The sequence below is a fragment of the Dehalococcoidales bacterium genome (assembly GCA_028717385.1).
In the GTDB taxonomy this organism is placed as follows: Bacteria; Chloroflexota; Dehalococcoidia; order Dehalococcoidales; family CSSed11-197; genus CSSed11-197.
On the sequence record JAQUNW010000001.1, the window covers coordinates 113,071 to 127,575 of the forward strand.

General features: G+C 47.3%; 9 protein-coding genes. 3 read left to right on the plus strand and 6 right to left on the minus strand.

Going from position 1 to position 14,505, the window contains the following annotated elements; genetic code table 11:
- Positions 1 to 85: 85 nt before the first annotated feature.
- The 6 genes from PHX29_00595 to hcp all read right to left on the minus strand — a co-directional run bounded on the left by PHX29_00595 (position 86) and on the right by hcp (position 12,376).
- Complete coding sequence (locus tag PHX29_00595) at positions 86 to 4,111, minus strand: hypothetical protein (protein MDD5604414.1); 4,026 nt, start codon at positions 4,109 to 4,111, stop codon at positions 86 to 88.
- Positions 4,112 to 4,131: 20 nt separating this feature from the next.
- On the minus strand, positions 4,132 to 7,635 hold the full coding sequence (locus PHX29_00600; protein ID MDD5604415.1) for a hypothetical protein: 3,504 nt from the start codon (positions 7,633 to 7,635) through the stop codon (positions 4,132 to 4,134).
- A 324-nt stretch (positions 7,636 to 7,959) separates the two neighbouring features.
- Positions 7,960 to 9,252: a serpin family protein gene (locus PHX29_00605; protein ID MDD5604416.1), complete on the minus strand. Its 1,293-nt coding sequence runs from the start codon at positions 9,250 to 9,252 to the stop codon at positions 7,960 to 7,962.
- 155 nt (positions 9,253 to 9,407) lie between these two features.
- Complete coding sequence (locus PHX29_00610) at positions 9,408 to 9,974, minus strand: hypothetical protein (GenBank protein MDD5604417.1); 567 nt, start codon at positions 9,972 to 9,974, stop codon at positions 9,408 to 9,410.
- 198 nt (positions 9,975 to 10,172) lie between these two features.
- Positions 10,173 to 10,769 carry a hypothetical protein gene (locus tag PHX29_00615; GenBank protein MDD5604418.1) on the minus strand — a complete coding sequence of 199 codons (597 nt, stop codon included), beginning with the start codon at positions 10,767 to 10,769 and terminating at the stop codon, positions 10,173 to 10,175.
- 38 nt (positions 10,770 to 10,807) lie between these two features.
- Complete coding sequence (gene hcp / locus PHX29_00620) at positions 10,808 to 12,376, minus strand: hydroxylamine reductase (GenBank protein ID MDD5604419.1); 1,569 nt, start codon at positions 12,374 to 12,376, stop codon at positions 10,808 to 10,810.
- A 109-nt stretch (positions 12,377 to 12,485) separates the two neighbouring features.
- Here hcp and PHX29_00625 point away from each other — a divergent pair, with 109 nt between their 5' ends.
- The 3 genes from PHX29_00625 (at position 12,486) to PHX29_00635 (ending at position 14,399) form a co-directional block, all read left to right on the plus strand.
- Positions 12,486 to 13,178 (plus strand): Crp/Fnr family transcriptional regulator, encoded by a 693-nt coding sequence (locus PHX29_00625; GenBank protein MDD5604420.1) that lies wholly within the window; start codon positions 12,486 to 12,488, stop codon positions 13,176 to 13,178.
- 159 nt (positions 13,179 to 13,337) lie between these two features.
- Positions 13,338 to 14,015 (plus strand): response regulator, encoded by a 678-nt coding sequence (locus PHX29_00630; protein MDD5604421.1) that lies wholly within the window; start codon positions 13,338 to 13,340, stop codon positions 14,013 to 14,015.
- A gap of 228 nt (positions 14,016 to 14,243) precedes the next feature.
- Positions 14,244 to 14,399 carry a hypothetical protein gene (locus PHX29_00635; protein ID MDD5604422.1) on the plus strand — a complete coding sequence of 52 codons (156 nt, stop codon included), beginning with the start codon at positions 14,244 to 14,246 and terminating at the stop codon, positions 14,397 to 14,399.
- Positions 14,400 to 14,505 lie beyond the last annotated feature (106 nt).

Genomic DNA, 14,505 nt, shown 5'->3' on the forward strand with positions numbered 1-14,505 from the left:
CAATACCCGCCTTTAACATTACATAATATATGCTCTCCGGCGGGCTATTATCACCCGCCTGGAACATGTTAATAACAGCTATGACCTACGGCACCAGTTCAATCGCATCGGCATACACCATTCTCCGGCTATATATCGGTACTACGCCGGGTACGGAAAATACCTCGAATTCCTTGATAAGCAAGCGGTAGCTCTTAGCGGTATCCGGCAAGGTTATATCTCCTGTCCAGGTGGTGGTTCCAGCGATACTGATTTTCGCGTTAGGCGTAAGTATTACCGGGTTCCAGTCTACTGGCTCCCATGCCAGTTCCCCGGCAACCGAAGGGTCAATTCCGTCTCTCACCTTTTCCAGACTGGCTTCAATAGTAGCCGGACCGTCATTTCCACTGGCCATGCTGTAGCTGTTGCCGGTAACGGAAATATGGCGCAATGCAGAATTAGCCCCGTCCCGGGTTACACTGGCAAACCGGTCGGGAGTGATCTGGGCAAAATCAGCCAGTACCACCCGGGAAAGATGTACGTTTTCCCGCGTAGTATCTACCACCGTATCCGGCCCGGTTATTGCCCGGTAAAGCGAATAAGGCTGGTAACGGGCCAGCGCCAGACGTATGAACGGAAAATAGGTGTTCCCGGCATCGATTTCCATATCGCAATACCACAGCTTTCTACTAGCATCATAACCCACGGTATGCCCGGCAACATTAATTTTCAGATTCTGGTCATTGACCTCTTCCAGCAACATGCCGGTTGCCTGGTATTCGCTTTTGGAAAGCTTGAAGGCACCCAGAGTCGGCATTTCATCGATCGGGCTGGAACGGAATACCGGGTCCATGCCCCATTGGGTAACAAACGGCCGGATTTTTTCCAGCTCCTCATCATTGGAAACGGAGATATTGTCCGGACCGGGCCAGATGATTGCCGCCAAAAGCTCGCCATCACCAGAGGTATACCATGGCCTTTCCATGTATATGCGTAAACCCCCGCCCTTGCGCTCGCTGTTAATGGTAGAATCTCCCTTTCCGCTGACGTTGGTCCGCCAGCTGAAGGTTGGAACAATATAGAGTACTCTGGGTGCAGCCGGCCTGGCGGTACTCAACACATCCAGTGTACGCGGTGCCTCAGTTACCCGGGTGACAGGTGTTTCAATATAAGTAATTTCCAGATCCTGGTTTTCCGGTATAGCACCCGGATTCTCTTCAGAGCCAGTGCGGCGGATAGTGCCGGACCCGTAATCAATAACATAATCCCCGGATTTAGTCTCCGGGTCCCAGCGCTTGTAGGTAGCTTCTTTACCGGCAAGCCGAACTGTTTCGGAACCTTCTACCAGCCCTTCGGAAGACAGTGTAAACGTAGAACTTCCGCTCAGGCGTACGCCTTTGTTTCTCTTGCGAAAATATTCAGCAAACCGTGTGGTTGCAATAGCAGAATAGGTTATTTGACGGTATTTGGTATCTCCAAATTCGTGCCTGCCTTCCAGATGAATACCTTCTTCCTCTTCCGGTTTGGTAGCCAGCGGCACCGCCTGCTCAAAAGGTCTCGCGTTTACCGTAAGCACCTTCGGCTCCGGTTCACCAACCGGATCGATGGTTTCCTGCCAACCGGCCACCATGTCCAGTTTCACCGTACTCTTCCGGCTCACCCGCATCATCCGGTCCTGCAGGGTGGCGAAAGTCTGGCCGATGCTCCTGGAAACAAAGAACTGGTTAAATTCAGGGGTTAGAAGCGGTTGGCGGACTGCATGCACCAGGGTGAGTTTCCGCCAGGGTGTAAGCATCCAGTGCCGCCCCTCAACTGCCAGCACCAGTGCCGGATTCTCATCCTTGCCGGCTTCCATTATCCAATGAATCAGCCCCATCTGCAGGGCATCTTCCTTGTTCATGGCCGAGCTGAGTTTGATATTGGCAATTTCCGCCTTGGGCAGAAGTACTTCAAGCACCCTGGAGCCTTCATTAAAGTTGACTTTTGGTAAATCAGATTCGCCGAGTACCAGCCTGAATGGCAACGCCTGTGGCCACTTTAACCCTTCATCGTATCCGAAACTCACCGGAACCAGCCCGGTTATACCGGAGATGCCTCTTAACACCGCCCGCCTTGCAAACAGATCTGGCAGCCAGGGAAGTTCAAGTTTATCTTCATCCAAATACGGATGGTTCTGGTTATCCGGATCCGGTACACCAGTTATAATCCCGGATTCCTTCGGCACAATTACAGAATAGGCGTTTTCGTCCACCAGACCGCTTTGCATGTCATCGAAAAGGTTGTGTTCTTCAGCCAGGGATTGTGAAACCTTGGGAGGAACAATATGGCGTTCGCTGACCCCTTCAAAGGGGCGGTCGTAATTACTGCGGATGACCACATGGTCCACCGATTCCCCTTCGGTAATCCGGCTCCGCATCACCGTTACCGGAGGAGGCACCGGTTCCATGCGCCCATATACCAGGATGTCAGTTGCATGCTGGTCATCCAGGAGCGATTTGTCATTCATATCCAGCCGGTTGCCGGCAAGATCCACCGCTCTGGCCCGCACCCGGTAGGCGACACCGTAGCGCAGGCGCGGCAGAGAACCCGATATGGGCTTGAAATTTACCTCAAGCTTGTAGGCTGGGTCTATTTCGTTGCCGGTATAGCTTGGGTTGCCATCTGCATCCAGGGTTTTCCCCGGGCGGGGAGCGCTCAAGCTCCACCCGTTCCAGTGAAAAAGGCTTTCACCCTGTTTCAAAACATCTGTCGAATCATCTGCTGCAGAAGCAACACTTTCAGATACCCAGCCTTCATCCTTTGCTTTTTCAACCAGAGGAGGATCGGGTCTGGTAAATTCGTATATTCCCGAACGTTCGCAGAGGGAATGCCATTTATTGGTAATGGAGTCCCAGATATCTATTGCATAACCGCGGGTAATGTCTTCTGAGTCCAGGGTAATATCATCACCGCCAGCAAGATTCTGGTTTATCTGATCCTGGCGAACAAAGGTCTTGTGGGTTTGTTCGGCCTTGTCGATCCGAACTACAGAAATTCCACCGGCACGAAGGGATGGCACCGAAGACTGGGCAGGGGTATCATCGGTTTTCTTCCAGGATCTGGCTACAGCCAGCCCGGTAGCAAAATTGAGCATCTTGATGGCAGCGCCTTCAGTATCCACGTGCACCACTTGCCAGCGCCGTTTGTCTTCCAGAGGAAGCATACGGTCGGCAATTTCCGGAGCACTGGCTCTGGGCAGCGCATAAAAACCGCTTGCACTTACATGACAGCGGGTTTCCATCCGCCGGTCAGAAGAAGGCAGATTCACCGTAACCACTTCACTTTTATTTGGCATCCAGGTAACCAGCACCTGTACCGTATTTGTGGTAGCTATGCGTATAGGAATCGGCACAATCAGGTCATGCACCAGGCCGAGCCGGCGCAGTAGATGTGGGTAATCTCCCAGTATGCTGATCATGCGGTGAAAATCGATCTCCGGTGGCTTGATGGCAACCCGATTGGTGGTAAAAGGCTGCAGGAACAGTTTTGCCCGCATGAAAGATTTTGTTATTTCATCGGGGTCGGTAACGCTTCCGCTTTTATTGTAGCCAGCGCGCTCCAGTTCTCCCAGAATATCGGCCACCAGTTTTTCTTCGTTAGATCCCCGGTAGCCGATTGCCAGCGGCCGGAATGGGGCACCTGATTCAATCACCAGAGAATCCGCGATGGGAAAGTCTTCTCCCTGGGTGGTAGCCAGGTTAACATACTGGTTTTTAAGAAACGCCTGGACATTATTAACCGGGAAGGATTGGATCGGCATACTCTTGAAATCCTTCATTTCATAGGGCTTGAGGGGAGTATTATCGGTAAAAAGTGCTCTCCACAGCTGTGAGTCTGGACGATCTCCCATTCTGGTGGCAGCAACGGGATTACCTGTGCCAAATTGAACATGAAAAATTACTTCCCGGCGGTCGCCTAACGGGAAAAGTGTTTCCGGCCAATCCAGGAAATCCACAAAATCTGCCAGTGTGGCATTTGTATCGTCGGATTCGAGCCTGGGAGCGGCAAATACAGAAAGCAGGAGCCTTGTTCCTTCCTTTAAATCAATCAATCCGTTGGGTAGCGCGGTCCAGGTTATAGTTTGCGTATTCATATCTTTCTCCTCAGCCTTTACTAAACCGGAACCTGGGCAAAAGCCCTCGTGTATTCAATCCATTCGTCATTGCTGACAAGATCCTGGAAACCACCAATGTTATCGCCTCCGGCTACGGCGGAAAGCTTAACCATTTCGGGTTTTCTACCGCCGGCGACCATGGATTCACTGTCACCGCCGCCGGCAATTCTGCGCTCAACGGAAAGCTCGACGCTGGCGCTGAAAAACAGAACTTCAACCTTGACAGTTATCTTGGCCTGCCCCCAGAGTTCGTTTGGCGGCTTCTGGAAGGCCAAACCAAGGTAGAACTCAATGGAAAGGGTAATCAGCCCCAGTATCTTCATCGAGCCGCCCATGCGTATATAGGAAGTGAGCGCTATCGTTTCATCCGGCTGGCCAACTTTTTCCATCTCGAAGTAGATGCCGCCGGCAATGTAAATCTTGCCGCTGGCAACACCGATATCGATCGCCATACTGGCTCCGAATTCAAGCGCCGCTTCGATCCGTTCAACTCCATCAAGGCCGATCTCGATGGCAAAGAAGCCTCCGCCGCCAATGGCAAAAACGGTAAGCAGGAAGGGTTTCTCCCGCTCGCAGAAATTAAACCGTACCCGGGCAGGGTTGCCGGTGAAGGGTATGGTAAGCTTCACCCCCAGTGACATATTTTGAATGGCAACAATACCTACCGTAATATTGGGAATAGGCAAATTGAGGCCTACACTTGCCTGGGTCGGGGTTATATCTGCACTCATCCCGTTGCCAAAGTTCTTCATGAAGTTCTTTAACGGGTTGACAAATTCCAGGCATCCGGCAAATTCAGTTTGATCGATGTCGACATCTACATCGGCTTTCTTGCCGGTTTCGGCGGTAAATACAATCTTGGTGAAATGCAGTTTCAGAAACAGCAGGCTTCCGTTACCGATCATGTTGACCCAGAAATCACGCAGGTCCCCGGATATGTTATATCTAGGCTCGCCGGGAGGATCCAGCGGTGTGGTGAATACCCCCTTCACCTCCATGCTGGTTAAGGAAGTCGGCTCGAATATTCCCATTGGGTCAGCCTTTACATCCGGCTTCCAGTCCAGCCGGGTTTCCAGCGCCTGGGGAGGAAGAAGGTTGTTACCGTTCGGGTAGATCACGTGGTTGGTAAGCTTGGGAGTTTTACGGCCGTCTCCCATGGTAGCCGCCTGGATGATTTCAGCCAGCAGCAAGCCTCCCAAAATCTTCGCTCCAGAAAAGAACTGGTCCGGGTTGAAAGTGGTTGGTACGGTATCCACCGAGCCACCGACCGGCCCGATACTACGGGACAGCCCTCCGATGTTTATATTGGGGGTAATCACCCCGCCGGATTTGTCTCCGGAGCCGTCGAAGCTTAATCCGACTCCGCTTTTCAACTTCGCCCAGACGTAAGCCGGGTTGGAAGCCGGCTGAAAACCGCCAGTAAGATAACTCGGATGTAATTGAATAATCACCGGTCCGGGTAGTGATCCTCCAGATGTCTGTTCGGCAGCACTGAGGCGCACCTCGGCTTCTTGCCAGGTAGGAAAGAAGCGTGCCTGGGTATCCGGTAGAGCTATATTGGAAGGGGAAGGAAGCGTTGCTCCGAGGGTAATTATTTTAACTTCTGTGCTGGTATCGCCCGGCTTGCCGCCGGATACTCCATCTTTCTTCGAGCTGGGGGCAAAGGCAACTTTCTGCCCTTGCAGGGAGCGGTTGCGCCTCTGCTCGTTGGCAGCGGCAGTGTTATAGGCTTCAACTGCTCCTTCCAGGAACGAAACAACATCTGCCGGCTGTTGCAATGTCGAAGAGATAAATGCCAGTGGAGTTGTAAATTCACTCTTTTGCCCGTCTCCATCGGTTGCCACCAGATGGAATAAATAATCATTGCCGGCAACCCGCGGCCAGAATGCCTTTTGGCCTTGCCCCTCAAGATCATAGGCATCTCCATGCAGACTGGGGTCATCCAGCGAGGGGGTAACCAGCGTGGTTATCCTGACGCTTTCAAACGGCCACTGTCTGCCCTGGTGGGGCTGTGAAGAGTGTGCCGGATAGGTTTTAACCGGCTGGCGTACCACAATGAAAAAACGCTGCCGGAGGTACGCAGCCGGTTTCCCGCCAAGGGTGGACGAGCCCGGAACCGCTTGGCATTTGCGTTCGGTAACTTTAACCAGTGTGGCGGAATGCCCGGTGGGGAACAAAAAACCCTTGTATACCACACGCACATAAGAGTCTCTTGCCATAGCCGCCAGATGGCGCCATTCAATCACATCCAGGTCGGCAGCCGCCGGTGCATCCGGCCACTGGCCAATAGTATCCATCCAGGCACCCAAACTGCTTAACATAAAGCGTTCAGCCTGAATGGGTTGTGGCTTGTAGTACTGCGTTATATTCCCAGGCGGTATGATGTTGTAATCGGAAGTGAGCCGTACCAGTTGCCACCGGTCGTTATTGGTAAGGCTCATTCTGAATGGAGTCAAATCATTGGCATCCGGTGTAACAGCGCGGTCAAAACCGGGAGTCCAGATAGCCCGCAGAGTTCGGTACAGCTCTTCCTTTTCATCTACGGTAAAAGTGCCTGTTTTTTCACCGGTTGTTTTTCGCACTCCCAGCCGTGTATGCCACAACTCGGTAACGTTGTTGTGAGTTACCGTGCTGGAAGCATGCGCCCAGCCGGCATACCGGTTGGGGGAAATTATCAACTGCCAGGGAACTTCGATGGCTGTCTGCCACCAGAGCGGCTCCGAAGGCTCTTTTCCGGAAACTGTTTCATCCACCGGTAATGCTGTAGGCGCAACGCTGAGTTCGTATTTTTCCCAGGAAAGCAGTTCGTTTAAAGTAAACGGAATCGGCGGAGTCCCGGGCGGGATCTTGAATACCAGCCGGCTCGGTCCGCTGAGCCTGGCAGCCACCGAACCCGGTTGCGGAAGAGGATCAGAACCGCCGGGCGGGTTGGGGGAATTATCCGGGTCTTCGGTATCATCACTGAACTCTTCTGCAGTTTCCAGAAATGCCTGCTCGCCAATGCTCTGCGGCATGTAATCATTGCCATGGGCAAAGTTCACCACGATGTAAGCATCCCGGTCCGGATTTTTCCGTTCCAGGTTGGCACCATTCAGCTTGAGGTGGTAAAAATCAAACTTGAGAGCCAGCATATCCTGCTTGCGCAATACCGATGCACTGAAGTCCGGCTTGACCGTATCGGGTTCGTCCGGAGAGCACCCTTCGAGCGGCAGTTTGATGTTGCAGGAATCGATGGCTATTTGGGGCACAACTCCATTGATCAGCATTATCGAACCACCCAAAGCTGCCAGTTTCAGCAGGGCACGTCGAGTTATCGGCTGGCTGCCGAGTGCATCGGTAACCAGCAAGATCTGTCTGAGGATTAATGGGTCCTGTATCGACGGCAGATCCGAATGTTTGTTGGCACTAAAAAAATCGGATACAAAGCGCCGCCTATCAATATCCTGGGGATCATCTTCGAGAGGGGATTGGTCTCCGTTTGGATCCAGATTACCTGCTTCCATAAACACACCTCCTGGATGCGTTTGAACAGTGTAAATACTCCTATGGAACCAGAGCTTTAGTGTTGATTGTTAAAGCCCTTTTTGGATATTGTTTTAGTAGCCCCTTCCTCCTGAGTCATAATAAAATAATGTATAGAATAGAAATATAGAACGCAGCCGCGTCAGTGTCAATAGGGATTAATATCATTACTCACGGAAAAGTTTTTGGTAAACGGATGCACGTCTTTGCGCATCCGTTTACCAATGTCAATAGATCAGGCAGGTCTGATGATATTATTCAGGCCTGCCTGGATTGTTTAACATGTCAATAGAGGCTGAAACTACCTAAACTTCAGGATTTACCACACGGCCGACAAATAGATTGGCTCCGGTGATATTATCTCGAATAAGGTATATAAAAGGTCGGTTCATATTAAACTCAACCTGCTGCGAAGGGGCTGAAACTGTCTGCATAATCACTGCAGTTGCAGCTGCTGCTTCAGTGCCAGCTTCGTTGACTGAGATGAAGGCCTTGTGCACAACCTCAGCTATGCTAAGATCCTGAGCACCTGTCATACCGGAAAAGTCTGCCCCTTCGGTAAAAGCGATTGGCATGCCCATATCAGCAAGGGAATCCTTTAAATTAAAGCGCGATTCGTATTTAAATTTTGGCATGCTCAGTATTACCTGATGACTCGAGAGAGCTTCTGTGATGCCGAAAACAACATCGGCATTTATATTTTCTTCAAATGTTTTGAAATAACCTTCGGCAGGAAGCAGGATAATCATTGAAAGCTCCTGTCCGTCATAAGGTATTTCTATTGCCTGGTAGTAATCACCCTCTGTGTAATTGAACCTTTGTTCCTGTTTCATCATCGAAACAGACAATCGGGAACCATCAAGCAGGAAGAAAAGCTCTTCTGTGGTAACCTCCTCGTCGAAAGGGTAAAGCCAGGCTGCGTTGAAATAAATTGCATTGGTTAACACCAGCCGGGTCAGTGCATCTATTGCTCCAGCGGGGACTAAATCCTTAATACGTTCCTCGGTTTGCTGGCTAACCCAGTCATTTATAACCTTGCGGGATTCTTCTGTATCTTCTATAAAATCTAATATCCGTAATCCCGCATCATAATTTTCTGCCAGAACATCCAGGAAATCATCCATAAAATAGTAGTTTTCCTGACCCCAGATGGCATTGACGACATTTAATCTGAAGCCGTCACCGTCACTGCCTTTAGCACCTTCCCCCCGTTTGGCCAGCTCTATGTCCAGCTGGTTAAAAGCCGGGTGCAAATCGTCTTGAGATAGATAGAAATGCAGGGTTTCAGCAATCTGTTCAGCCGTCATCCCCAGGGCGCCAGCATAGGTCATAGCCAGTGCCACCGAAATCGAATGCGGAGAATAAAACAGGTTGTCATCTTCTATTGATCTAAGCGCGTGGTAGAGATCATATGCGAAATCGCTGTTACCTTCCACCAGCGTTTCCAGCTCCGCTGAGCTTACATCAGGGGAGGTAATACGATGTTTATCAGATTTAAGAACTTCGGCAGATACGGTTTGTGAGCAAGCCGCAAGAGAAGCGGTTAAAATCAGGGCGAGCAAGAATAATAAACCTTTGTTTAGTGTCTTAAAATGCATACCATTACCCCCTTAAAGTGGCAACTGTTATTACTATAACGCAATAAATGATACCGGGTTAGCATTATAACAAAGAAAAGCGCATTGACTTTTTTGGGCGCACTTCAAGAATTACCCTTGCCAGTATGTTTCATCCTGTGTAAATTAAACGATAGTTAAAACTCTGATTTTATATGCCCGGCTATCAGATTGATTGCCTCAAACAGCTCTGTCGAAAATAGCGCGTATGGAATACGTATCCTGATATACCCTTTCTTCAACTCAGGAGAAATCTCGAGGCTGCCTTGAAACTCTGATTTTAAGATAAGCTCTTCCAGGCGATAATCAAACCTTAAGCTCAACGAAAAAGATTTATCACCAGCCCAATTAATAGAAGAATGCTTGGGATTGCTGTGCTTTTTTATTCTAAGATATGTCTTTTTAGGTTTTCTGATTTCCAAATTAGGGCTATTGACCTGAAAATCAATGTAATAGTTAGTTCCGTATTGTGAAGATATCCCTATAAGGTTTATCCACTGTATATTTTTCTCTTTAATACCAATTACATAAAGTAAGCGTGTGGATGAAAAACGTTGAAAGCCTGTTTTCTCTCTAATGGTTTCTTCTGATGGCAAATAAGTATTAAGCCCGATTCCTTGTAAGTGGAGAAGTAATTCCTCCCCTTTATGGGGACCTTGTTTTTTTCTTTTTCTCAGTGCAATTGGCAAACCAATTCCAGCCACTAAGGCTGTTACCACTCCGATTATGATATTAATTATATTAGCCCAATCCAATTATAATTATTCCTTTTGTAAAATTGATCTTAATATATATTGTAAGCTTGAATACTCGAAGTGGCAATCTGAAAGCAGATCGCCGCAAATTCATGAACCTCCTGGCTGTTAAGCCAGGAGGTTCATATTTTCAACAAGAAACCGATTTTAGTAGAAACTAAACGGAGTATCCTGCATTCTGTCTACTGCATCGGTATCATCGATTACCGTATAATCACAATTCTGGATTACCAGCAGATCATAGAATAAGCCGTAAACTTCACCCACAACATCTACCACAACTCCAATTTTGACTTTTTCCAGGTTGATTAGATATTGTGGTTTAAATTTGACATTACCACCCCTGGCATACCAATCAGTTCCCGTACCTTTATACAAAGGCACCATATCGTCAATACTGACGTTTTTAAACAGGTATGTTTTACCCTTATATTTTGCCTCTGCTGCCTCAGGATCCTCTTTAAATTCGCGGTATAACTGCTCTCCGTCTATCACTACCGGCTCCGATGGTGGAGTTGTAGCCGGAGGAGTGGTGGTGATTGTAATCGGCGGTGCAGGAGTGGTAGTCACTACCGGTTTAGTGGTAACCAGCGAATTGCTGGTAGTTGGCGGATTATATATCGCTGTAGTGGTTGGAGCAGTGGTTGTGATATCAACCTGGCCGGTATTAACACAGCCAGTTGTAGCTACTACTGAAAAAAGAGTAACTAGCATTGTTATTATTATGATCTTACTATTCTTCATCTATATCCTTCTTATGGTCTATTCATGGATTTTTGTCTTTATTTCCCAGCAGCAATAGCCTTCATATCAGCTTCTGGTGTGGAAATCGGTTTAATATTAAAGGCTTCAACAAGCTTACCCAGAACATTGGGCGAAATGAAAGCCGGTAAGCTTGGGCCAAGATATATATTTTTAATGCCAAGAGATAGTAACGTAAGAAGTATGCAAACAGCCTTTTGCTCATACCATGAAAGTACCAGAGAAAGAGGCAGATCATTTACACCGCAATTGAATGCTTTTGCCAGCGCAAGAGCTACTTGGATAGCAGAATATGCATCATTGCATTGCCCCATATCAATTAGTCTGGGGATACCACCGATTTGCCCAATGTTAAGATCATTAAACCGGTATTTGCCACAACCAAGAGTCAATACGATTGAATCTTTTGGAGAGTTTTTCACAAAATCCGTATAATAATTCCTGCCTGGCTTTGCTCCATCGCACCCGCCAACCAGGTAGAAGCGCTTGATAGCGCCGGACTTAACTCCATCAATTATAGTTCCAGCCACACTCAGTACTGCGTTTTGGGCAAATCCTGTCATCAGTTCCGAACCACCATTTACCCCAGTAAAAAGCTTACCCTCTTCCCAGCCTCCAAGCTCAAGCGCTTTGGTTATAGCAGGAGAAAAATCCTTGACTCCTGATTGTTCCTTTATATGTTTTATCCCCGGGTAACCTACAACAGAAGTGGTATAAATCCGGTCAGAGTAAGAAGGTTTAGGTGGCATCAAGCAGTTGGTGGTATAAACAACCACTGCTGGTATGTGGCTAAATTCTTTCTGCTGGTTTTGCCAGGCCGTTCCGAAATTCCCCTTTAAATGGCTATATTTTCTTAGAGCCGGATAACCATGTGCTGGCAGCATCTCTCCATGAGTGTATATATTTATACCCTTGCCTTTCGTCTGATCGAGGAGCTGCTTTAAATCCAGCAGGTCATGACCGGTGATTACTATAAAAGGTCCCTTTTCGACTTTCATGCTGACTTTTGCTGGCTCCGGATTACCGAACGTAGTGGTGTGAGCTTCATCAAGCAAGGCCATACATTGAAGGTTGACTAGCCCGAATTCGAGTATAAGATTAAGCCATTCTTCAGCGGTATGGTCTCCACCTATGGCACGCATACCTTTATAGAGCCAGGCAGTAACATCTTTATCATTTTTACCAAGCAGATGTGCATGCCAAGCATAAGCCGCCATACCTCTCAAGCCGAAAAGCAGGGTGGAACGAAGAGAGACGATATCTTCATTCCCGGCAAACAAATCGCTAGCTGCCATGTCAGAAGCTCCACCCAAGTGGTTTTTCTCTGTTTTAATCTGTGTTTTAATTTCATCGATAGCTGCTGGGTCGAAGTTGACGTTGGTCAACGTAGCGAACAGGCTCTTCATCATGAGTTCGTCCACTTTTTTACCGGGAGTTTTGCCTTCTGCTGCTCTGGCAAGTCCAATAATCGCTCCGGTGAGTTCGTCTTGCTTTGCAGATACTTCCGGTGTTTTTCCGCAAACACCTATTTTGGTGCAACCTTTGCCTGCTGCGGTTTGCTCACACTGGAAACAAAACATATCGTTCATTATTTACCCCTATAATTTTATATTATTACCTTGTCGCCGACGACATAAATATATTACAATTTTAAAGATAAGTCGGTAACATTTGTTACATAATTTTCAGGAGGAAGATATGTACACAAAATGGCTTGGGGTTTTAAAGGCTTCCCCGATTTTTAACGATATTGAAGAAACCAATTTAAGCACTATGCTCCAATGCTTGAAACCAGTAAAAAAGGAATATGAAAATCGTGAAATAATCGCACTGGATGGAACAGATTTTTCCGGTATTGGAGTGGTTGCTGACGGTAAAATTGCTTTAACTCGAGATACTTTTGGCGGAAATCGAGTTATATTGCAGGTGTTAGGACCTGGAGACATCGTTGGGGAAATGGTAGCTTTTTCGAACCTTAAAAAATGGCCTTTTACCGTGATTGCCCAAGATGATTGTTGCCTGTTTTTTTTACCGACTTACAAAGTAATGGGGTACTGCTCCAATATCTGCAGTTCACATTCTACGCTTATAATGAATATATTAAATATCCTCTCTAACAAAGCAATAGCTTTTTCCAAGACTATTGAACATCTCTCAGCCAGGAGTATCAGGGGCAGGGTATCAAGCTATCTTCTCGATGAGTTCAAACAGCGTGGGGAAAAACATTTTTCTCTCAGAATGAAAAGAAATGAGCTTTCTGATTATCTGGGCATCCCAAGGCCTTCCCTTTCAAGAGAAATGGCTAACATGAAAAATGATGGTATTATTGATTACGATGGCGCTGACATAACTATCAAGAGTGTTATCCGACTTGAAGAGGCAATCGAATAGTAATAGGTAGTACTTTTGGCCATTTCATCTATTTACGCGCATGTTCATAAAGGATTTTTTTATTGCCCAATTATTTTTACTGTGTTGTAGTCAGCTAACTGAACGTACGCAAACATTGATGCGCAATAATACTTCACCACAATTTTATTTATTTTGATTATGAGCGAACGAATTCTTATCGTCGATGACGAGAGTAGCATACGAACCCTGCTTGGAATGAGCTTGTCCAAAATAGGTTACGACCGTGATAAGGCATCCAACGCTGAAGAAGCTCTTTCTCTGCTTGAAAAAAGGCTGTATGACCTGGTACTGCTTGACATAAGCATGCCTGGTATTACCGGTCGCAAGTTGCTACCGATAATTGAGTTAAAATACCCTGACACCGCTGTAATAATGGCGACTGCCCTGGGCGATGCCTCGCTGGCGATAAAGTGTATGAAAGAAGGCGCTTATGATTATATTACCAAACCATTCGATTTCAATGATCTTCATACCAGTATAAATCGCACACTCGAAAAACGTCGTCTTGAACTGGAAAACCGGGAATATAAAGAGCATTTAGAAGAAAAGGTAAAAATCCAGGCTGATAAGATACGCCAATCATTTTTTAATGCAATTTCTTCTCTGGCGTATGCGCTCGAAGCAAGAGACGAATATACTAGCGGGCATTCGAACCGGGTAACAGAAACTGCAGTCTCAATTGCTCAGCATCTTGGATTACCCCCAGAAGAAGTTGGGGTGATACGTGTAGCCAGCACTGTGCACGATATAGGTAAAACAGGGGCTCGACGAAAGCCAGGTTGCTCAGACTATCAGGAAACTGATAACACAGCTTGAAGCTTGCAGACGCGAAAATTTTGAGTTAAAAAAGAGGGAGGACCACCTCGTATCACTAACCAAACTCGCTGAAAAAGTAGTTGTCGAGGCGGATCTGATTGCCGCTGATACAAAAAAGGAGCTGAGAAAAATGCCCGTGAGCTGCTAGATCATGCAACTGCTGAAACACAAGAAGTTTATTGTACAGCGGCAACCCAGTTAAAAACCCTCTCCAACCAGATAAATGCCATGGTCGAAAGCCTCGAAAATATGGACTATAAATCCCACAGTACGATGACGACAGGGGAAGATGCCAATGATGAAAAAATCTCCGAGCTATTTTCTTTCGATAAAAAATTGATGATACTGATTTTAAAAATGAACCTGATATCATTACAGAAATAGGACTGGAGATAGTACCGCCAATCAATATAGATAGTATTATGCTGGCTATCAAGCACCTCGAAGCATTACCTGAAGTGAAAAAAGTTGAATTAATTTCCAGAGTGGA

Bases quoted from the DNA above. Each gene is read 5' to 3' on its own strand.
- PHX29_00595 (MDD5604414.1), bottom strand. From the start codon at position 4,111: ATGAATACGCAAACTATAACCTGGACCGCGCTACCCAACGGATTGATT.
- hcp (MDD5604419.1), bottom strand. From the start codon at position 12,376: ATGAACGATATGTTTTGTTTCCAGTGTGAGCAAACCGCAGCAGGCAAA.
- PHX29_00625 (MDD5604420.1), top strand. From the start codon at position 12,486: ATGTACACAAAATGGCTTGGGGTTTTAAAGGCTTCCCCGATTTTTAAC.
- PHX29_00615 (MDD5604418.1), bottom strand. From the start codon at position 10,769: ATGAAGAATAGTAAGATCATAATAATAACAATGCTAGTTACTCTTTTT.
- PHX29_00600 (MDD5604415.1), bottom strand. From the start codon at position 7,635: ATGGAAGCAGGTAATCTGGATCCAAACGGAGACCAATCCCCTCTCGAA.
- PHX29_00635 (MDD5604422.1), top strand. From the start codon at position 14,244: ATGGTCGAAAGCCTCGAAAATATGGACTATAAATCCCACAGTACGATG.
- PHX29_00605 (MDD5604416.1), bottom strand. From the start codon at position 9,252: ATGCATTTTAAGACACTAAACAAAGGTTTATTATTCTTGCTCGCCCTG.
- PHX29_00630 (MDD5604421.1), top strand. From the start codon at position 13,338: ATGAGCGAACGAATTCTTATCGTCGATGACGAGAGTAGCATACGAACC.